This window comes from Burkholderia sp. SJZ089 (genome assembly GCF_007828315.1).
Taxonomy (GTDB): domain Bacteria; phylum Pseudomonadota; class Gammaproteobacteria; order Burkholderiales; family Burkholderiaceae; genus Burkholderia; species Burkholderia gladioli.
Map to the genome: position 1 here is coordinate 312,042 of NZ_VIUM01000006.1, position 18,360 is coordinate 330,401.

Annotated in this window: 20 protein-coding genes; 13 read left to right on the top strand and 7 right to left on the bottom strand. The window is 71.8% G+C overall.

What is annotated here, in order from left to right:
- Positions 1–19 precede the first annotated feature (19 nt).
- Positions 20–826 (top strand): 2,5-didehydrogluconate reductase DkgB, encoded by an 807-nt coding sequence (gene dkgB, locus FB600_RS13860; RefSeq protein ID WP_096749353.1) that lies wholly within the window; start codon positions 20–22, stop codon positions 824–826.
- 112 nt (positions 827–938) lie between these two features.
- On the opposite strand, the gene FB600_RS13865 is transcribed toward dkgB, so the two are convergent.
- From FB600_RS13865 to FB600_RS13880, 4 genes are all read right to left on the bottom strand, one after another.
- Positions 939–1,244, bottom strand: coding sequence for a fucose-binding lectin II (locus tag FB600_RS13865; RefSeq protein ID WP_308729490.1), 306 nt, complete (start codon positions 1,242–1,244; stop codon positions 939–941).
- 68 nt (positions 1,245–1,312) lie between these two features.
- Positions 1,313–2,671 carry a DUF2242 domain-containing protein gene (locus FB600_RS13870; RefSeq protein ID WP_145756884.1) on the bottom strand — a complete coding sequence of 453 codons (1,359 nt, stop codon included), beginning with the start codon at positions 2,669–2,671 and terminating at the stop codon, positions 1,313–1,315.
- Between the two features lie 249 nt (positions 2,672–2,920).
- Complete coding sequence (locus tag FB600_RS13875; RefSeq protein WP_096749351.1) at positions 2,921–3,349, bottom strand: Hsp20/alpha crystallin family protein; 429 nt, start codon at positions 3,347–3,349, stop codon at positions 2,921–2,923.
- A 21-nt stretch (positions 3,350–3,370) separates the two neighbouring features.
- Entirely contained in the window at positions 3,371–3,847 is a 477-nt protein-coding gene (locus FB600_RS13880; protein WP_025098599.1) for an Hsp20/alpha crystallin family protein, read from the bottom strand.
- 403 nt (positions 3,848–4,250) lie between these two features.
- Here FB600_RS13880 and FB600_RS13885 point away from each other — a divergent pair, with 403 nt between their 5' ends.
- The 3 genes from FB600_RS13885 to FB600_RS13895 all read left to right on the top strand — a co-directional run bounded on the left by FB600_RS13885 (position 4,251) and on the right by FB600_RS13895 (position 7,486).
- On the top strand, positions 4,251–4,448 hold the full coding sequence (locus FB600_RS13885) for a hypothetical protein (RefSeq protein WP_124083773.1): 198 nt from the start codon (positions 4,251–4,253) through the stop codon (positions 4,446–4,448).
- Positions 4,449–4,508: 60 nt separating this feature from the next.
- Positions 4,509–6,374: a phosphoenolpyruvate carboxykinase (GTP) gene (locus FB600_RS13890; protein ID WP_145756883.1), complete on the top strand. Its 1,866-nt coding sequence runs from the start codon at positions 4,509–4,511 to the stop codon at positions 6,372–6,374.
- A gap of 191 nt (positions 6,375–6,565) precedes the next feature.
- On the top strand, positions 6,566–7,486 hold the full coding sequence (locus tag FB600_RS13895; protein ID WP_096749350.1) for a 3-hydroxyacyl-CoA dehydrogenase NAD-binding domain-containing protein: 921 nt from the start codon (positions 6,566–6,568) through the stop codon (positions 7,484–7,486).
- A 25-nt stretch (positions 7,487–7,511) separates the two neighbouring features.
- On the opposite strand, the gene FB600_RS13900 is transcribed toward FB600_RS13895, so the two are convergent.
- From FB600_RS13900 to FB600_RS13910, 3 genes are all read right to left on the bottom strand, one after another.
- Positions 7,512–8,306 (bottom strand): AraC family transcriptional regulator, encoded by a 795-nt coding sequence (locus tag FB600_RS13900; RefSeq protein ID WP_017920509.1) that lies wholly within the window; start codon positions 8,304–8,306, stop codon positions 7,512–7,514.
- Between the two features lie 132 nt (positions 8,307–8,438).
- Entirely contained in the window at positions 8,439–8,702 is a 264-nt protein-coding gene (locus FB600_RS13905; RefSeq protein ID WP_096749348.1) for a DUF4148 domain-containing protein, read from the bottom strand.
- Between the two features lie 246 nt (positions 8,703–8,948).
- Positions 8,949–9,797, bottom strand: a complete 849-nt coding sequence (locus FB600_RS13910; protein WP_013697338.1) for a LysR family transcriptional regulator — start codon at positions 9,795–9,797, stop codon at positions 8,949–8,951.
- Between the two features lie 255 nt (positions 9,798–10,052).
- Here FB600_RS13910 and mdcA point away from each other — a divergent pair, with 255 nt between their 5' ends.
- The 9 genes from mdcA to FB600_RS13955 all read left to right on the top strand — a co-directional run bounded on the left by mdcA (position 10,053) and on the right by FB600_RS13955 (position 18,318).
- Positions 10,053–11,699 carry a malonate decarboxylase subunit alpha gene (gene mdcA / locus FB600_RS13915; protein WP_036034115.1) on the top strand — a complete coding sequence of 549 codons (1,647 nt, stop codon included), beginning with the start codon at positions 10,053–10,055 and terminating at the stop codon, positions 11,697–11,699.
- 104 nt (positions 11,700–11,803) lie between these two features.
- Positions 11,804–12,121 carry a malonate decarboxylase acyl carrier protein gene (gene mdcC / locus FB600_RS13920; protein WP_098181142.1) on the top strand — a complete coding sequence of 106 codons (318 nt, stop codon included), beginning with the start codon at positions 11,804–11,806 and terminating at the stop codon, positions 12,119–12,121.
- Positions 12,118–13,041 (top strand): biotin-independent malonate decarboxylase subunit beta, encoded by a 924-nt coding sequence (locus tag FB600_RS13925; protein ID WP_013697341.1) that lies wholly within the window; start codon positions 12,118–12,120, stop codon positions 13,039–13,041. Before mdcC ends, FB600_RS13925 begins: the two co-directional genes overlap by 4 nt.
- Positions 13,038–13,754, top strand: coding sequence for a biotin-independent malonate decarboxylase subunit gamma (gene mdcE / locus FB600_RS13930; protein WP_098154269.1), 717 nt, complete (start codon positions 13,038–13,040; stop codon positions 13,752–13,754). Before FB600_RS13925 ends, mdcE begins: the two co-directional genes overlap by 4 nt.
- On the top strand, positions 13,729–14,481 hold the full coding sequence (mdcG, locus tag FB600_RS13935; protein ID WP_098154801.1) for a malonate decarboxylase holo-[acyl-carrier-protein] synthase: 753 nt from the start codon (positions 13,729–13,731) through the stop codon (positions 14,479–14,481). Before mdcE ends, mdcG begins: the two co-directional genes overlap by 26 nt.
- The gene (gene mdcB / locus FB600_RS13940; protein ID WP_374941947.1) at positions 14,478–15,359 is read left to right on the top strand and encodes a triphosphoribosyl-dephospho-CoA synthase MdcB; all 882 of its coding nucleotides are present in this window, start codon (positions 14,478–14,480) and stop codon (positions 15,357–15,359) included. Before mdcG ends, mdcB begins: the two co-directional genes overlap by 4 nt.
- Complete coding sequence (mdcH, locus tag FB600_RS13945; protein WP_096749346.1) at positions 15,356–16,288, top strand: malonate decarboxylase subunit epsilon; 933 nt, start codon at positions 15,356–15,358, stop codon at positions 16,286–16,288. The genes mdcB and mdcH overlap by 4 nt, the downstream gene beginning before the upstream one ends.
- A gap of 291 nt (positions 16,289–16,579) precedes the next feature.
- Entirely contained in the window at positions 16,580–17,167 is a 588-nt protein-coding gene (locus FB600_RS13950) for a hypothetical protein (protein WP_145756882.1), read from the top strand.
- A gap of 293 nt (positions 17,168–17,460) precedes the next feature.
- Positions 17,461–18,318 (top strand): alpha/beta fold hydrolase, encoded by an 858-nt coding sequence (locus FB600_RS13955; protein ID WP_096749344.1) that lies wholly within the window; start codon positions 17,461–17,463, stop codon positions 18,316–18,318.
- Positions 18,319–18,360: the final 42 nt, after the last annotated feature.

The following is an 18,360-nucleotide window of genomic DNA, read 5'->3' on the forward strand; positions in this document are numbered from 1 at the left end:
ATCGACAGGACAACGAATCATGAATCGCATTCCTCCGTTCGGCCTCGGCACGTTTCGCCTGAAAGGGCAGGTGGTGGTCGACTCGGTGCGCGACGCGCTCGAGCTCGGCTACCGCGCGATCGACACCGCGCAGATCTACGACAACGAGGCCGACGTCGGCCGCGCGATCGCCGAATCGGGCGTGGCGCGCCAGGAGCTGTACCTCACCACCAAGATCTGGGTCGACCACTACGCGGCCGACAAGCTGGCGCCGAGCCTCGAGGCGAGCCTCGCCAAGCTGCGCACCGACCAGGTGGACCTGACGCTGATCCACTGGCCCGCGCCCGGCAACGGCGTGCCGCTGGCGGCCACGCTCGAGGCGCTGGCCGAAGCCAAGGCGCGCGGACTGACGCGCGAGATCGGCATCTCGAACTTCAATATCGCGCTGACGCAGGAGGCGATCGACGTGCTCGGCGCCGAGGCGATCGCGACCAACCAGATCGAGCTGAGCCCCTATCTGCAGAATCGCAAGCTGGTGGCCTTCCTCGCATCGCAGGGCATCGCCGTGACCTCGTACATGACGCTGGCCTACGGCAAGGTGCTGGGCGACCCGGTGCTCGGCGAGATCGCGGCCGCGCATGGCGCGACGCCGGCGCAGGTGGCGCTGGCCTGGGCCCTGCAACTCGGTCACGCGGTGATCCCCTCGTCGACCAAGCGCGCCAACCTGGCCAGCAACCTGCTGGCTCGCGACCTGAAGCTGAGCGACGCGGAGATGGCGCGCATCGCCGGCCTCGAGCGCAACGGCCGCGAAGTGAGCCCGGCTGGCCTGGCGCCTGAATGGGATTGAGCGAATCGCGTGTGTCCCGCTCCGGACGAATGCCGGAGCGAGGCGTGATGCATCGAAAAAACGGCCGCCCGTATTCGGGGCGGCCGTTTTGCATTCCTGTTTCCTTTTTCAATCAGCCGATCGGCCATTGCAGGACCGCGATCCCGTCGTTGCAATCGCTGTCGTGGCCGTCTTCCGAAACGAGGATGCCGAAATTGACCGTGAACGGCTGGCCATCGGATGTCTTGCCGTTGACCGTCACCTCGAAGCGGATCTTGCCGTTGCCGGAATTGAGCGTGGTTTCGCGCGGGCCGTCGCGCGTGGTGAGCTTGTGATAGGCCGCCGGTTCCTGGCTGTCGCCGATGAACAGCTCGATGTGCTGCTGCTCGGCGGCATTGGCGAGCGGTGGTGTCAACGACACATCGCATCGCTGATGGATTTCGAATCTCGGCGGGGGATATTCCTCGTCGCTCGCGATGAGCGACGAGGATGGGCGCAAGCGCAGGCTCAGGGATTCGGCGTGGCAGCCGAGGCGGCAGCGGGTGCCGATGTGGTGGGCGTCGAGGCAGCGGGCGTCGAGGCAGCGGGCGTCGAGGCGGCCGGTGCCGAAGCGGCAGGGGCCGCTGCCTGCACTGCGCTCGGCATCGAGGCGGGCACGGCCGGCGAGGGAGCCGGCGCTGACGGGGCCGCGGCGTTCGGCGTGGCGGCCGGTGCCGACGCGCTGGCCGGCGCGGCAGGTGCCGGATTCGGCGTGGCCGGTGCCGCGCCCGGCGTCACGTTCACCAGCCCCGGCGCGGCCGGTGCCACCTGGGCGGCGGCCGAGGCATTGATGCCCGGCGTGAAGGCCGCGGCGGCCTGGGCGGCGCCGCCGTTTTCCACGGCGGAGGTGCCGGTCGAGGGCACCACGGCCTGGTTGCCGTTGGCCGCGGCAGTGGCGGGCACCGGGGCAAGATTCGCTCCCGCGGCGGCGGCCTGGTGCGGCACGACGGCCGGCGCGGCAGCGCTCGATGCGGGCGCCGGCGCCGGGCTCGGCGAACCGGCCTGCGCCTGGCTTGCCGCCGGGGCTGCCGGCATCGTCGCGCCAGGAGCCGTCACGGCATGGGCCTGGGCGGCACCCGGCGCGACGGTCGCCAGCGCGGCCGCGCCGGTGGCCGCCACCGGCACCGGCGCGAGGCCCGAGATCGGTGCCGAGGGCGGGGTCGGCACCGCCGGCGTCTTCAGCTTCACCGAGCCGTCGTCGCCGGGCGTGCCGGTGCTCGGGGCCGGTTCCGGCAGCGGCGCCACCGGCTCCTTCTCGGCGGCCTTGGCGGCGGCCTTGCCGTGCCGTGCCGGGTCGACCTTCAGGAAGTGATCGACCAGCTTGAAGAAGCGGTCGTAGAACACACCGGCGGGAATCGTCTCGCTGGCGATCTTCACCATCGAATCGTCGCTCGAGCCGATCGGCAGCGACACCGAGCCCAGCACCGAGAGGCCGACGCTGGCCGAGGTATTGGTCTTCTTCAGCGTGTAGCGGTCCTGCACCGCGTTCACGTAGGCGATGCTCGAGCTCGAGTCCGCATCGGCGTCGACGCAGACCACGTGGAACTCGATCACCACGTGGGTATCGTTGTTCGGCTGGAAATTCTTGCTGCCGTCCACCGTATCGGGCCGCGCCAGGTTGGTGATGTAGCCCTGGCTGAGCAGCGCGCGGCGCGCCGCCTCGCAGGTGGCCGTCGAACTCTCGTGGAAGGTATGCGTGTACGGGCTGCTCGATGCGTCGAACTGCTCCTGCGTGTACAGCGGCTTGGGCGCGGACGAGCAGGCCGCCAGCAGGGTGCCGGCGGCAAGCGCGCAAGTCAGGGAAATCAGGCTGGGTCGATTGTGCATGGCGTCGAGTTAGGGGCGGGCCCGCCGCCGCGCGGCCGTCGCGCTGCGAGGCCCCTGCCGGTTGCGTGACCGGCCGCTATTATAGTTTCCCCTGATGTCGGCCTGCAGTTGGGGCCGCCGGGCACCATGAAAAAAATCCCGCCGGGAGCTGGCGGGAGGGGGATCGAGAGGGGCCGGCCCGGCGCGGGCGCGGCCCCGGCATCGGGCGCCGCGCCTTGATGGCGACGGCGCGCCGATGGCGGACCAGGCTCAGGCCGTGCCCGTGGCCACCTCGATCTTGCGCGGCAGCGCCTCGGCGCGGCGCGGGATCCGCAGCGTCAGCAGGCCGTCGCGCAGGTTCGCCTCGATGCGCGCGGTATCGAAGTGCGGGCTGACCACGAAGCTGCGCAGGTAGCGCGGCGCGCGCCATTCGGCATGCTGCAGGCGCAGGCCTTCGGTCTGCGGCAGCGACACCTGCGCGTCGATGGTCAGGCGGTTGTCGTGCACGCGCAGGTCGAGCCCGGCCTTCGAGACGCCGGGCAGGTCGGCCCACAGCGTGATGCCCTCGCTGTCCTCGACGATGTCGACGGCCGGCGTGACGGCCGGGCCGCGGCGCGGCGCCTCGCTGGCTTGCGTGGATTCCGGTGCGGCAGTGTCGGCGACGGCGGGGCGATCGATCAGTTCGGACGTGGTGTTCATGGCGATATTCCTCGAGGCTGTTTACTGGACTTGGATCGAACGCGGCTGCGACGCCGCGCGCTTCGCGATACGGATGCGCAGGCAACCATCCTCGTAGCGCGCCTGGATGTCGTTGGCATCGGCATTCGAGGGCAGTTCGACGGCGCGCCGGAAGCGTCCGCCGAAGCGCTCGCGGGCCAGCACGCGAGCGGCGGCACGCGGCGCCTCGCCTTCGGCCTGCGGTGCAGCCGGGCCGGCCTGCGCCTCGCGGCGCTCGCCCGTGATCGTCAGGAGTCCTTTGTCGATGCTGAGGTCGAAGTCGCCGGCCTGCATGCCCGGTGCCGCCACCACGATCTCGATCGCCTCGTCGGAGGCGCCGATGTTGATCGGCGGGAAGCTGTCGAAGCGCCCGCTGCGCGCGGCCGCCGCGAACGAGGGCGCGGCCAGCAGGCCCGACATCTGCCGCTGCAGCCGGTCGAATTCGCCGAACAGGCCGGCACCGAAACGATAAGTGGTCATGGTTCGAGTCCTCTCGAGGATCGGCACGCGCGGCCCTGTTTGAAACACGCGGCGTGCGATGCGTTGTCAACCGGCGGCGCGGGTCGCGCTCGCCTCATGGCTCCACAGGTAGGAACGCCGTGCGCGAATTCAAGAGGCCATCGTCAATCGAGCCTGTACGCGCATCGATGGCCGGGGCGCGAGCCTCTCGCCATGTTTCGCGCGCGCCGTCGTGTCCGCGAGGAAAAGGCCCCGCGTGGAGGGCGGCGCCGGGAGAACCGCCGGGGTCGCGCCCCGCTTCAGGGCGATCCCTATCGGGATCATCCCGAATCGCGCCCTCCAGCCGTCCCAAACTGCGGGAGCGCGATGGTATGCTGGCCTTCTTTCTTATAACGAGGTCGGCATCGGCAAGCTCGCGATGCCGATGACCAAGATCGATTCGCCTCTCGATACGCCAGAAGGTTCTGGTGCCGGCCGCGGCTATTTCCGCCGCCGCGCCGCCGCATTGCGCCGGAACCCGCCCGCAACGCCCGTGCCGCGCGCTCGCGCAACGGCTGCGGTTCGTCGCGAACCGCATCTTGCCTCGTTCGCCCGCATCCATGCGCCGCCGCGTCCACGCTGAAGCTTCATGCCGGGACGCGCGCCACTCACCGAATTCCTGTTCAACTACCTGGAGATTTCCATGACCCGAAGCCATGCGCTCGAGGCTACGCATTCCGTATCGCTCGACGTACCCGAGTACGTCCGGCACCGCGGCCTCGTCGACTGGGTGGCGCGCATCGCCGCGCTGACCGAACCCGAACGCGTCGTCTGGTGCGACGGCTCGCAGGAGGAATACGACCGGCTGTGCGAACAGATGGTCGCGCAGGGCACCATGATCCGGCTCGATCCGCTAAAGCGTCCGAACTCGTTCCTCGCGCTGTCCGATCCGTCCGACGTCGCGCGCGTCGAGGATCGCACCTTCATCTGCAGCGAAGCGCGCGAGGACGCGGGTCCGACCAATCACTGGATCGCGCCGGCCGAGATGCGCGTCACGCTCGACGGGCTGTTCCGCGGCGCGATGCGCGGTCGCACGCTCTACGTGGTGCCGTTCTCGATGGGCCCGCTCGGCTCGCCGATCGCGCATATCGGCGTGGAGCTGTCCGACAGCCCCTACGTGGCGGTCAACATGCGGATCATGACGCGCATGGGGCGCGACGTGTACGAGGTGCTCGGCGAGGACGGCCATTTCGTGCCCTGCGTGCACAGCGTCGGGCATCCGCTGGCGGCCGGCCAGGCCGACGTGCGCTGGCCCTGCAACGACACCAAGTACATCGTCCACTTCCCCGAGACGCGCGAGATCTGGAGCTTCGGTTCGGGCTACGGCGGCAACGCGCTGCTCGGCAAGAAATGCTTCGCACTGCGGATCGCCTCGACCATGGGCCGCGACGAGGGCTGGCTCGCCGAGCACATGCTGATCCTCGGCGTGAGCGCGCCCGACGGCACCAAGCGCCATATCGCGGCGGCCTTCCCCTCGGCCTGCGGCAAGACCAACTTCGCGATGCTGATCCCGCCGGCTGGCTTCGAGGGCTGGAAGGTCACCACCATCGGCGACGACATCGCCTGGCTCAAGCCCGGTGCCGACGGCCGGCTCTACGCGATCAATCCCGAGGCGGGCTACTTCGGCGTGGCGCCCGGCACCGGCGAGAAGACCAATCCCAATGCGCTGGCCACGCTGCGCGAGAACGTAATCTTCACCAATGTCGCGCTGACCGACGACGGCGACGTCTGGTGGGAAGGCCTGACCGACACGCCGCCCGCCCACCTGCTCGACTGGCAGGGCCAGGACTGGACGCCGGAGATCGGCAAGGAGACCGGCCGCAAGGCCGCACATCCGAACGCGCGCTTCACGGCGCCGGCCTCGCAATGCCCGTCGATCGACGCCGATTGGGACAATCCCGCCGGCGTGGCGATCGACGCCTTCGTGTTCGGCGGGCGCCGCTCGACCACGGTGCCGCTGGTGACCGAGGCGCGCGACTGGACCGAGGGCGTCTACATGGCCGCCACCATGGGCTCGGAAACCACCGCCGCGGCAGCCGGCAAGCAGGGCATCGTGCGCCGCGACCCGTTCGCGATGCTGCCGTTCTGCGGCTACAACATGAGCGACTACTTCTCGCACTGGCTCACGCTCGGCAAGCAGCTCGAGGCCTCGGGCGCGAGCCTGCCGAAGATCTACTGCGTGAACTGGTTCCGCAAGGATGCCGACGGCCGCTTCGCCTGGCCCGGCTTCGGCGAGAACATGCGCGTGCTGAAGTGGATGCTCGATCGTCTCGACGGGCGCGGCGAGGGCGTCGAGCATGCGCTGGGCATCACGCCGCGTTATCACGACCTGCACTGGCAGGGCCTGGCCTTCACGCCGGCGCAGTACGAGCAGGTCGCCTCGGTGGATCGCGAGGCCTGGCGCGAGGAGCTCGCGCTGCATGACGAGCTGTTCGACAAGCTGAAGGCGCGCCTGCCGCAGGCGCTCAGCGAGACCAAGGCGAAGTTCGAGTCGCGCCTGGCCGACTGAGGTCGGGCTTCATAAGAAGAACGCCACGCTGGCCGCAAGCCGCGTGGCGTTTTTCATTATCGGTCGCGCGCGCAGGGATTCGCGGCGAACGGCGTGCCTCGCCTGCGCTTCGCGACGCGCAAGGGCCGATCGATGCGACAATCGTCGACGGGCTTCCCGGACGACTCAACTACATCGGAGACACGCATCCCATGGACATCCAACGCATTGCCGTGGTCGGCGCGGGCGTGATCGGCGCGAGCTGGACCGCTTTCTATCTCGACCAGGGTTTCGAACTGGTGGTGAGCGACCCGGCACCCGAGGCGGCCGCGCAGTTGAACGCCGCGCTGCGGCGCTTCATGGGCGAGACGCGCCTCGGCGAATGCGCGGCGCGGCTGCGCTTCGAGGCCGATCTCGAGGCCGCGCTCGACGGCGTCGATTTCGTGCAGGAGAACGGCCCGGAACGGCTCGACGTGAAGCGCGAGCTGTATCGCCGCATGGATGCGCGGCTGCCGGCCGAGGCGCTGATCGCCTCCAGCTCGTCGGGGCTCACCATGTCGGCGATCCAGAGCGCCTGCGAGCGCCATCCCGAACGCTGCCTGATCGCGCATCCCTTCAATCCGCCGCACCTGATTCCGCTGGTCGAGCTGGTCGGCGGCGAGGCCACCTCGGCCGAGACCCTCGCGCGCGCGAAACGCTTCTACGACGCGCTCGGCAAGGTCACCATCGTGCTCAACAAGGAAATGGCCGGCCATGTCGCGAACCGGCTGGCGGCCGCGCTGTTCCGCGAGGTCTATCACCTGGTGGGCGAGGGCGTGGTCAGCGTGGCCGACGCCGACAAGGCCGTGTCGTGGGGGCCGGGCTTGCGCTGGGGACTGATGGGGCAGGGGCTGACCTACCACCTCGGCGGCGGCGAGGGCGGCATGGCGCATTTCCTCGACCATCTGTCGGGGCCTATCACGAGCTGGTGGGACGATCTCGGCACGCCGTCCTTCAACGAGACGGTCGATCGCAAGCTGGTCGAGGAACTGCGCGAGATCCAGGGCGAGCGCTCGATCGCCGAGTTCGGCGCCGAGCGCGATCGCCTGCTGGTCGAGCTGATCGAAGCGCGGCGCCGCAGCTTCCTGCCCTGAGCGCTCGGCTCGCCGCGTCGGCTTCTCAGTTGTAGAAGGCCGAGGGCGCCACGCCGAAATGCCGCTTGAACATCGCGGTGAAGGCGCTCTGGCTGCGATAGCCGTGGTCGAGCGCGACGCCGAGGATCTTCTCGCCGTGCGCGAGGCGCTTCAAGGCCAGCAGCAGGCGCGCCTGCTGGCGCCAGCGCCCGAAGGTCATGCCGGTCTCGCGGCTGAAGCCGCGGTACAGGGTCTTCTCCGACATGCCGAATTGCCGGGCCCATTCGGTGATGGTGCGATCGTCGTGCGGCGAGGCCAGCAACGCGTCGCAGACCGCGCGCAGCCGGGCATCGCGGGGCCAGGGCAGGTGCAGCGGCAATTGCGGCACCGAGTTCAGCTCGGCCAGCAGCAACTGCATCAGGTGCTCGTCGCGCGAGCCGGGCGCGTAATCGAGCGGCACGTCGATCGCCGCCACGATCAGCTCGCGCAGCAGCGGCGGCACGTCCACCACGCCGGTGCGCGCGCGCAGCGCCAGCGCCGCCGAGGGCTCGACGAACACGGTGCGCATCTGCACGTCGCCGCTCATCTGCACCGCGTGGTCGAGGCCGGCCTCGAGCCAGACGCCGCGCGTGGGCGGCACCACCCAGGCACCCGTTTCGGAGGTCACCTGCATCACGCCCTCGATGGCGTAGAGCAGTTGCGCGCGGCGATGCCGGTGCGTGGCGATGTGCAGGCCGTTCGGATAGCGGGCGGCCATCGCGGCGACTGGGCGCGGCGTGTTCTCGTAGGGCAGGTGGTCGACGGGCTCGGCTGCCGATCGGGGCGTGGCGAAAGGGGACATGGCGGCGGTCGGCTAGGCGCGCACGGCACGGTGCCGCGCGCGAAACACGCCCATCCTAGGGCGTTTCGCCGGTTTCGCCAATCGTCGCGGCCGGGCGGCGGCGGGCCGCCCGGGTCGCGCGGATGCCGCTGCTTATTGCTGCGTTTGCGCTTGCGGCTGCTGGGCCCAGCTCGGCGTCTTCGACTCGAAGCGCGCGCGGTTGCGCTCGATGGTGCTGTCGCTGGGCGGGTAGTCGCCGTCGGTGGTCGGGATAGTGCCCTCGCGCCAGGCTTGCACCAGTTCGGCGACCACTTGCGCGTGGGTCTTCTCGGGCGGCGTGGCGGCGGTGGACGACTGGGCCTGCGCCAGGGGCGCGACGGCGGCCAGCAGCAGCGGCAGGCAGAACAGGGATCGCATGATGGGGCTCCTTCATCGGCATCGCGGCGCGTTGTGCGCACCGGCGCGCGGAGTGCGCGACGGCCGTTGCGGCGCATTCTGGCCGCGTGAGGCTGCCCGGACCGTGACCGGACGATGACGTGCTCGTCAGTTGGCTTGCGGCGGCCCGGCAGGGCGCTGCCGCTTGTCAAGCATCGCTAACGAATCGCCGATGGCGGCCTGACGAATGCCTGACGCGCGATGGTGAAGGCTGCCGCCGTGCCGGCTTCAGAATTCGGCGGCGGCGGCCGCGAGCGTCGCCTCCAGCGCCAGCGTCGAGCGCGAGGCGGAAGCCGGCCGGTCGATCACGTATTCGAGATCGCCGAGCGCGGGCAGGTCGGCGTCGAGCTTGGCCAGGCCCTGCGGGATCACGTAGCCGGCGAAGGCCGACACGCCCAGCCCGGCCGCCGCGGCCGCGCGCAGCGCCGCGATGCTGCTGCTCGACACGGCGATCCGGTAGGGCCGGCCGATCGCGTCGAGCGTCTCCAGCACGCGCCGGCGCGACACGCTGGGCTCGGGATGCAGGGCCAGCGGCAGCACCGCCTCGCGCCCGGTGATCGGCGAGCCGGGGCCGGTGCACCAGTAGAGCGGCTCGGTGCGGATCACGCGTCCGCGCCGGCTGCCGGCGACGCGCTTGGCGAACACCAGGTCGTGGCGCCCCTCGTCGAGCGCGTCGAACAGGTCGCCCGACAGGCCGGTGGCGATCTCCAGCTCGACCTCGGGATTGCGCTGGATGAAGTTCGCCAGCGCCGCGGCCAGGTGGGTGGAGGCGAAATCCTCCGACATGCCGAGCCGCACCTTGCCCGACAGCGGCGGCCCGCAGACCGACATCACGGCCTCGTCCATCAGCTCCAGGATGCGGCTCGCGTAGCGGTGCAGCGCCTCGCCGTTGGCGGACAGCCGCACGTTGCGCGTGTCGCGCTCGAACAGCGGCCGGTCGAGCAGTTCCTCCAGCCGCCGGATGTGCTGGCTGACGGTCGATTGCGAGAGGTTGACGCGCTCCGAGGCGGCGGTGAAGCTGCCGGTCTGGGCGACGGCGACGAAGCTGCGCAGCAGCTCGGGCGGTAAGGGACGCATGGCGGAATCCAGTGGGGCAGGGCAAGGACGGCTTGCCGGCGCGAGCGCGGCGAGCACGCGCCGGCAGCGGCGCTCGCCAGCCTGGAACGAGGGGCGCGCGGCGGGCCGTGGCAGCAGTCTACGGCAAGACGGGCGGGCCCGGCGCGAGATCGATCGGCGCGGCCTCTGAGTGGCATTCGGCAACTTCATCAATCGCGCGCGGGGCGCGGCTTACAATCGTCGCCACGACCGGATACGCATCGCAGGAGAGACGCAATGACGGCATGGAATCAGGCGCAACAGGCACGCGACGCGCGCCTCGCGGCAGGCGCGCATCTCGCGCGCGGCAAGCGGGTGGCGGCCGAGGATGCCACCGCGCTGCTCGAGGCGGTACTGCGCCCGGGCGACCGGGTCTGCCTGGAAGGGGACAACCAGAAGCAGGCCGACCTGCTGGCCGCCGCGCTCGCGGAAGTCGACAGCGGCAGGATCCACGACCTGCACATGGTGCAATCGGGCATCGTGCTGCCCGAGCATCTCGACGTGTTCGAGCGCGGCATCGCGCGGCGCCTCGACTACGCCTACTCGGGCCCGCAGTCGCAGCGCATCGCCAGGCTGCTGTTCGGCGGGCGCATCGAGCTGGGCGCGGTGCATACCTATCTCGAGCTGTTCGCGCGCTACTTCATCGACCTCACGCCGCAGGTCGCGCTGATCGCGGCGGTCAGCGCCGACGCCGACGGCAATCTCTACACCGGCCCGAACACCGAGGACACGCCCACCGTGGTGGAGGCCACCGCCTTCAAGGACGGCATCGTGATCGCCCAGGTCGACCGCATCGTCGATCGCGTGCCGCGCGTCGACATCCCCGGCGACCGCGTGCACTTCGTGGTCGAGGCGGGCCGGCCGTTCTTCGTCGAGCCGCTGTTCACGCGCGACCCGGCGGCGATCACCGAGACCCAGATCCTCACCGCGATGCTGGCCATCAAGGGCATCTACCAGCCCTATGGCGTGAAGCGCCTGAACCACGGCATCGGCTTCAACACCGCGGCCATCGAGCTCTTGCTGCCCACCTACGGCGAGCGCCTGGGCCTGAAGGGGCAGGTCTGCACGCACTGGGCGCTCAATCCGCATCCCACGCTGATCCCCGCGATCGAATCGGGCTGGGTCGAGCAGATCCACTGCTTCGGCTCCGAGGTCGGCATGGACGACTACATCCGCGCGCGCTCGGACATCTACTTCACCGGCGCCGACGGCTCGCTGCGCTCGAACCGAGCGTTCTGCCAGACCGCCGGCCTCTATGCCTGCGACATGTTCATCGGCTCGACGCTGCAGATCGACCTGGCCGGCCATTCCTCGACCGTCACCGAGAGCCGCATCGCCGGCTTCGGCGGCGCGCCCAACATGGGCAGCGACGCGCGCGGCCGGCGCCACCCGAGCGAGCCCTGGCTGAAGGCCGGCGAGCAGGCCGATCCGGCCACGCCGGCGGCGCTGCGGCGCGGCCGCAAGCTGGTGGTGCAGATCGGCGAGACCTTCGGCGAGAAGAACGCGCCGATGTTCGTCGAGCAGCTCGACGCGCTGCGCCTGGCCGACCGGCTCAAGCTCGATCTCGCGCCGATCATGGTCTATGGCGACGACGTCACCCACGTGGTGACCGAGGAGGGCATCGCGAACCTGCTGCTGTGCCGCGACGCGGACGAGCGCGAGCATGCGATCCGCGGCGTGGCCGGTTATACCGAGATCGGCCGCGGGCGCGATCGCAAGCTGGTGGAGCGGCTACGCGAGCGCGGCGTGATCCGGCGCCCCGAGGATCTCGGCATCGATCCGCTCGATGCCGACCGGCGCCTGCTGGCGGCGCGCTCGGTGAAGGACCTGGTGCACTGGTCGGGCGGCCTGTACGCGCCGCCCTCGCGGTTTCGGAACTGGTGAGTCAAGTGCGCGGCGAAGGTGCCTTCGGGTGCCGCCGCCGCGAGCCGCGTGGCATGCCGCGCGTTTCGGCCGGCCTTCGGGGAAGCGCCGGCGGGAGAAATCGAATGGAACGGCTCAATTATCGTCATACCGCGCGGCAACGCGCGGCGGGGGAGGCGGCCTCGGCGCTGGTCGGCGTGGTCGCCTCCGGCAATCTGGAGGTGCTGGTCGAGCGCGTGCTCGGCGGCACCGATTGCGAGGTCGAGATCCAGACCGCGGCGGTCGGCTTCGGCGAGGTCTGGCAGGCGGTGATCGCCGACTTCGTCGAGCGCCGCTCGCCGGGCGGCCTGCGCCTGTCGATCAACGACGGCGGCGCGCGGCCCGACACGGTCGCGCTGCGCCTGGCCCAGGCGGTGCACGCCATCGAGGGAGGCCAGCGATGAACGGTTTCGATCCCGTGGCGGCCGGCGCGAGCTGGTACGAGGCCTCGGCGCGGCAGCGCATCGACGGACTGGTGGATGCCGGCTCCTTCGTGGAATTCGTCGGCCCCGCCGAGCGCGAGATGAGCCCGCACCTGCCGCTGTTCGAGCTGCCGCGCCAGTTCGACGACGGCATGATCGTCGGCCGCGCGCGGCTGGAGGGGCGCGAGGTGCTGGTCGCCGCGCAGGAGGGCCGCTTCATGGGCGGTGCCTTCGGCGAGATCCATGGCGCCAAGCTGACCGGGCTGCTGCGCGCCGCGCGCGAGGCGGGCACGCCGGTGCTGATCGCCTTCGATACCGGCGGCGTGCGCCTGCAGGAGGCCAACGCCGGCGAGCTGGCGATCGCCGAGATCATGCGCGCGCTGGTCGATGCGCGCGCGGCCGGCACGCCGGTGATCGGGCTGATCGGCGGGCGCGCCGGCTGTTATGGCGGCGGCGGCCTGCTGGCCGCCTGCTGCTCGGCGCTGGCGGTGTCCGAGCCGGGACGCATCAGCGTGTCCGGCCCCGAGGTGATCGAGACCAATCGCGGCGTCGAGGAATTCGATTCGAAGGATCGGGCGCTGGTCTGGCGCACCATGGGCGGCAAGCATCGCCGGCTGATCGGCGGCGCCGAGCGCTTCGTCGAGGACACGCTGCCGGCCTTCCGCGCGGCCGCGCTCGACCTGCTCGCGGCCCGTCATGCCTTCGACCTCGAGGTGCTCGACGCCGAGCAGACGCGGCTCGAGGCGCGCCTTGCCGCCTACGGCGACTGCGCCGACGCGCGCGAGGTCTGGCAGCGGCTCGGCGCGAGCGAGGCCGAAGCCGAGGCGATCCCCGCCATGCCGGGCGAATCCTTCGCCGCGCTGGCCGAGCGCCTGCAAGCCGTCAAGGGAGAAGCACGATGAAGCTCGATGAGATCCTGGCCGCCTTCGAACACGAGATCGCGATCCGCGACGACGGCCTGCTGGCCGGCCGCGCCAGCCTGGCGGGGCGCGTGGTCGAGGTGATCGGCGTATCGGGCGGGGCCTTCGTGGGCGTCGACGAGGCGCTGTGGCTGTCCTCGCGCGTGCTCGACATCGTGCGGCGCGGCGGCGACACGCCGATCCTGGTGCTGGTCGACAGCGCCAGCCAGCGCATGAGCAAGCGCGACGAGTTGCTCGGGCTCAACGAATGCCTGGCGCACCTGGCCAAGAGCCTGATGCTGGCGAGCCTGCGCGGCCATCCGACCATCGGCCTGCTGTACGGCGGCACGGCGGCGGGCGCCTTCATCGCCACCGCGCTGGCCACCCGCGTGCTGCTCGCGCTGCCCGGCGCCGAGCCGGCGGTGATGGACCTGCCCTCGATCTCGCGCGTCACCAAGCTGCCGTTCGACGTGCTGCAGGAGATGGCGAAATCGACGGCGGTGTTCGCGCCCGGTCTCGACAATCTCGCGCAGACGGGCGCCGTCGACGCCGTGCTCGATCCGGCGCAGCCGCTCGGGGCCCAACTGGCGGCCTGGCTCGATGCACCGGCCGACCGGGCCGATGGTCGCGACCGGCTCGGCGCCGAACGCGGCGGTCGCCCGGCCGCCGCGCGGATCGCGGAGCGTGTCCATGCACTCGTCCGCTCGGCCGGCTGAGGCCGCGCTGGTCCGCCATGGCCTGGTGCGCGTCGCGCCCGAGGCCTGGCGGGCACTGCTCGCCGCCGAGCCGGCGCTGGCGGCCGGGGTTGTCGAAGCTGCCGATGTAGCCGACGCGGCTGACGTGGCCGCGCGATCCGTGCTGCGCGACTGGGCCGTGCGCGGCTGGCCGCTGATGGTGCGGCGCCCGGGGCCCTGCGACGCGGCCCGTCCCGGCGTGCCGCTCGGCCTGCCGCTGCCGCCCTCGCTCGGCAAGCGGCGGATCGGCGTGAGCCTGGCGGCCGAGGCCATCGTCTCGATCGAGCGGCCGCCCGCGCTGGATTCGTTGCGCGAAGTCGCGCCGCCTGCCTGGCGCGCCACGCTCGATGCGCTGGAGGCGATCGCGCGCCGTCACCGGATCGTCTGCCGCGCCTTCGGCAGCCTGGCCTGGCAAGGGTTGACGGGCTTGCCCTATCTTTCCGCGAATTCCGATCTCGATCTGCTGTTCGAACTGCCGCCCGGCTTCGATGCCGCCGGCGATGACTTGGCGACGCTCGCGGCCATGCTGGATGACGTGGCTGCCTGCGAGGCCGTTGCGCCGATGCGCATCGACGGCGAGGTGATCCGCGTCGACGGCGCCGGCGCGAACTGGCGCGAACTGCAGGCGGGGCAGGACGAGGTGATGGTGAAGACCGCGAACGACGTGCGGCTGCTGGCGCCGCGAGATTTCCTGGCGGGGGCCGCGTGATGGGCCGCCCGCGCTTGCGCCTGCCCGCGCCCCGCCAGCCGGATCGGCCGGCCGAGGGGCCCGAGGCGATGATCGGCGCCTTCGCCGAGCGCTGCCTGCGGCTCGAGGTGGACACCTGGCCGAAGCCGGGGCTGGTCAGCCGCGTCGACAATGGCAGCCATCTGGACATGAACGCCGGCACCTTCGCGCGCAGCGCCGCCGCGATCGGCCCGTACCTCGCCGAACTCGCGCGCGCCGGCGCGGAGCGTCGCGAGATGGCCGCGCTGCGCCGCATCGGCCTGCGCGCCGAGCACGCGATGCTGGCCGCCACCGGCGGCGTGAACACGCATCGCGGGGCGATCTTCGGGCTGGGCCTGCTGTGCGCGGCCGCGGGCCTGCGTCATGCAAGCTCGCCCGGGCCGGCCGCCGGGCCGACGCTGGGCGACTGGGTGGCGCGGCAATGGGGCGCCGAGATCCTGCTTGGGCCCCGTCCATCCGACAGCCATGGCGAGATCGCGATCCGTCGTCACGGCGTGGGCGGCGCGCGCCGGGAGGCGGCCGACGGATTCCCTAGCGTCTACCGGATCGGCTTGCCCGCGCTGCGCGAGGCGCGCGAGTTGCGGCCCGGCGACGAGGCGGCCGCGCGCGTGCAGGCCTGCTTCGCGCTGATCGCCGAGCTCGACGACACCAACCTGCTGCATCGCGGCGGCGCCGAGGGGCTGGCCTTCGCACGGCGCGGCGCGCGCGAATTCCTGGCGCGCGGTGGCGTGGCAGCGAGCGATTGGCTCTCCCGCGCCGAGGCCGTGCATCGCGCCTTCGTGGCGCGGCGGCTCAGCCCGGGCGGCGCGGCCGACCTGCTCGCGATGAGCCTGTTCGTCGACGGCTTCGAAGCGCCATGACGATCGCGCTGCTCTGTTCCGGGCAAGGCCAGCAAGGCCCCGACATGTTCGACTGGATCGGCGAGGATGCGACGGTCGAGCCCTGGTTCGCCCACGCCTCGCGCTGGTTCGGCGCCGATCCGCGCGACTGGCTGCGCCGCGCCGACGAGGACGCGCTGCGCGCCAATCGCGCCGCCCAAGTGCTCTGCACGCTGCAGGCGCTGGCGGCCCACGCGCGGCTCGCGCCGCTGCTGCCGAGGCGGCGCTGCGTGGCCGGCTACAGCGTCGGCGAGCTGGCCGCCTGGCACGTGGCGGGGCGGATCGGCGCGATCGAGGCGCTCGACCTGATCGCCGCGCGCGCCGAGGCCATGGACGCGGCCAGCGCCGGCGACGAAGGCATGCTGTTCGTGCGCGGCCTGGGCCGTGCCGCCCTCGAGGCGCTGTGTGCGGGCCGCGAGGCGGCGCTGGCCATCGTCAATCCCGGCGAGGCCTGCGTGCTGGCCGGCAGCCGCCAGGCGCTGGCGGCGCTGGCCGAGGCGGCGCTGGCACGGGGCGCCGCGCGGGTGGTGCCGGTGCCGGTGCGGATTGCCTCGCACACGCCGCGGCTCGCGGCGGCCGTGCCGGTGTTCCGCGATGCGCTCGGCGCCGTGTCGATCGCGCGCGGCGCGCCCGGCACGCGCCTGTTCAGCGGTATCGACGGCGCCGCCGTGCTCGATACCGAAACCGGGCTCGACAAGCTCGCCCGCCAGATCGCCGAGCCGCTCGAGTGGGCCGCCTGCCTGGCCGCCTGTGTCGAGGCCGGCGCGAGCGCCTTCCTCGAACTCGGGCCGGGCCGCGCGCTGGCCGAGATGGCGGGTGCGGCCTATCCGTCGATACCGGCGCGCAGCCTGGCCGATTTCCGCTCGCTGGACGGCGTGCGCGGCTGGCTGGAGAGGATCGAGGCGGGTTGAAGGGCGCGGTGGCATGCAGAGGTCGCCGTGCAAGTGGAGGGCTTCGCGAGGGATCCGGCCGAAGCGGATGATCGAGGCAGCTTGAACGAGGCGGCGAAGGCAGCGGCGGCATGCCGTCGCCGTGCAAGCGGAAAGGTCTCGATACCGGCCGGAAGCCGGGCGATCCACGGCACCCGAAGCCGCCGCCGGACGCGGCTGGCACGGCCCGGCGAACGCGCGTTCGTCGCCGCCGCGCCACGCCGCGCAGAAACCGCTTGCGAGCCGCATCGGCGTGACTACAATACGCGCCCGATGAGACCACACGCCCGCCTTGCCGCCGCTTTCAGCGCGGCGTCCGCCTTTGTCGCGCCCGCCGTTTTCGCGCTGCCCGCGCCCTTCGTCGGCGCGAGCGCCAGCGCCTATTTTTCCGATGATGCCGTCTCGGCCGACCTGGCCGCCGAACTGGTGCGCGGCGCGCGGCGGCGCGTGCTGGTGGCCGGTTACGCCTCGCTGTCGCCGAAGCTGGCGGCCGCCCTGTGCGATGCGCGCCGGCGCGGGATCGCGGTGCGCGTGGTGCTCGACCGTTCGGCGCCGGCACTGCGCTACAGCGGCGCGGCCCTGCTGGCCGAAACCGGCGTCGAGGTGGTGTTCGCGCGTCGCGCCGGCCTGATCCGCGCGCCGTTCCTGGTGGTCGACGATGCCGTCGCGACCGAGGTCGCGGCCCGGCGCGCGGGTTTGGCCAGGGCGGCCAGCGGCGCGGACGCGGCCGCGCTGCTGCCGCGTGCCGACATGCGCCCCGGCGTGCACGAGTTGAATGTATTCCACGACGTGCCGCGGCTTGCGCAAGCCTATGCGCAGACCTTCTGGCGCCTCTACCGCGTGGCGGCCGCCGAGCGCTGAAATCCGGGCCGCCGTCGGCGAGCTGGATCACGTCTTGCGGCACATGACGGCCGGCACGCGCGCATGCGAAACCCGATGCGCCGCCGCCAAGCCGGTCGGTGCCGGCGTCGTCTCTTCATCGTCGCGCCGTTTCGATCCGGCACCATAATGGCAGACCGTTCGACGGACCGGACAGACACCGGCCCGCCCGTGCCGCGCGATGCCGCGGCGCGGCCCGCCGGAACGGCGCGACGACGCAGTTGGCGGCCTGCGCGTTCGCTTGCACAATAGCCGCTCCCACGACGAGGCAGACGATGGCGATCACGGTCGAGACTCTCCAGTTCGCGGCGCGCGACGGACGACCGTTGACGGGCTCGCTCCATATTCCCCCCGTATCGAACCGGCGCGCGGTGCTGATCAACAGCGCGCTGGGCACGCCGCGCGCGCGTTACGACGCGTTCGCGCGCTTCCTGGCCGAAGCCGGCTTCAGCGTGCTGAGCTACGACAACCGCGGCATCGGCGGCTCGCGCACGGCGGTGGGCGACGCCGATCGCGTGCGGCTGCGGCAGTGGGGCGAGGCCGACCTGCCGGCCGCGCTCGATTGCCTCGCCGCGCGCCTGCCCGAGGCGCGCCAGTTCGCCGTCGGCCATGCCACGGGAGGACGGCTGCTCGGTCTTGCGCCTAACCTGGGCCAGTTGTCGGGCATCGTCACGATCGCGGCCGGCACCGCCTATCGCGGCGACGCGCGCGGCCTGGCCGGGATCCGGCTGGCGCTGGCCGGTTACGTGACGGTGCCGTTGGCCGGGCGGCTGCTGTCGCGCGTGCCGGGCCGGCTGCTGCTCGGCGCCGAGGCCGATGTGCCGGCAGGCATCGCGCGCGATTGGGCGCGCGGCTGCCGGCAGGCGGGCGGCGACCTGGATGCGGCGGGGCCGGCATCGCGCGCCGGTTTCGAGGCCTATCGCGGCCCGCTCCTGGCCTATGCGATCGAGGACGATCCCCTGGCGCCCCCGGCGGCCGTCAGTGCGCTGCACCGGCAATTCATCCATGCCGAGGTCGAGTCGCGCTGGATCGCCCCGCATCCGGGGCACGCCCCGATCGGCCAGGCGGGTTATTTCCGCGACGACAATCGCGGCCTGTGGCCCTCGCTGGCCGGTTGGCTGGCCGCCTGCTGAATCGACGGGGCGAGGCCTTCCCGCTCTTCCCGGCGCTTCCGG

Excerpts from the sequence above, each read along its gene's own strand:
- dkgB (WP_096749353.1), top strand. The coding sequence starts at position 20 with ATGAATCGCATTCCTCCGTTCGGCCTCGGCACGTTTCGCCTGAAAGGG.
- FB600_RS13870 (WP_145756884.1), bottom strand. The coding sequence starts at position 2,671 with ATGCACAATCGACCCAGCCTGATTTCCCTGACTTGCGCGCTTGCCGCC.
- FB600_RS13875 (WP_096749351.1), bottom strand. The coding sequence starts at position 3,349 with ATGAACACCACGTCCGAACTGATCGATCGCCCCGCCGTCGCCGACACT.
- FB600_RS13880 (WP_025098599.1), bottom strand. The coding sequence starts at position 3,847 with ATGACCACTTATCGTTTCGGTGCCGGCCTGTTCGGCGAATTCGACCGG.
- FB600_RS13885 (WP_124083773.1), top strand. The coding sequence starts at position 4,251 with ATGACCAAGATCGATTCGCCTCTCGATACGCCAGAAGGTTCTGGTGCC.
- FB600_RS13890 (WP_145756883.1), top strand. The coding sequence starts at position 4,509 with ATGACCCGAAGCCATGCGCTCGAGGCTACGCATTCCGTATCGCTCGAC.
- FB600_RS13895 (WP_096749350.1), top strand. The coding sequence starts at position 6,566 with ATGGACATCCAACGCATTGCCGTGGTCGGCGCGGGCGTGATCGGCGCG.
- FB600_RS13900 (WP_017920509.1), bottom strand. The coding sequence starts at position 8,306 with ATGTCCCCTTTCGCCACGCCCCGATCGGCAGCCGAGCCCGTCGACCAC.
- FB600_RS13905 (WP_096749348.1), bottom strand. The coding sequence starts at position 8,702 with ATGCGATCCCTGTTCTGCCTGCCGCTGCTGCTGGCCGCCGTCGCGCCC.
- FB600_RS13910 (WP_013697338.1), bottom strand. The coding sequence starts at position 9,797 with ATGCGTCCCTTACCGCCCGAGCTGCTGCGCAGCTTCGTCGCCGTCGCC.
- mdcA (WP_036034115.1), top strand. The coding sequence starts at position 10,053 with ATGACGGCATGGAATCAGGCGCAACAGGCACGCGACGCGCGCCTCGCG.
- mdcC (WP_098181142.1), top strand. The coding sequence starts at position 11,804 with ATGGAACGGCTCAATTATCGTCATACCGCGCGGCAACGCGCGGCGGGG.
- FB600_RS13925 (WP_013697341.1), top strand. The coding sequence starts at position 12,118 with ATGAACGGTTTCGATCCCGTGGCGGCCGGCGCGAGCTGGTACGAGGCC.
- mdcE (WP_098154269.1), top strand. The coding sequence starts at position 13,038 with ATGAAGCTCGATGAGATCCTGGCCGCCTTCGAACACGAGATCGCGATC.
- mdcG (WP_098154801.1), top strand. The coding sequence starts at position 13,729 with ATGCACTCGTCCGCTCGGCCGGCTGAGGCCGCGCTGGTCCGCCATGGC.
- mdcH (WP_096749346.1), top strand. The coding sequence starts at position 15,356 with ATGACGATCGCGCTGCTCTGTTCCGGGCAAGGCCAGCAAGGCCCCGAC.
- FB600_RS13950 (WP_145756882.1), top strand. The coding sequence starts at position 16,580 with ATGAGACCACACGCCCGCCTTGCCGCCGCTTTCAGCGCGGCGTCCGCC.
- FB600_RS13955 (WP_096749344.1), top strand. The coding sequence starts at position 17,461 with ATGGCGATCACGGTCGAGACTCTCCAGTTCGCGGCGCGCGACGGACGA.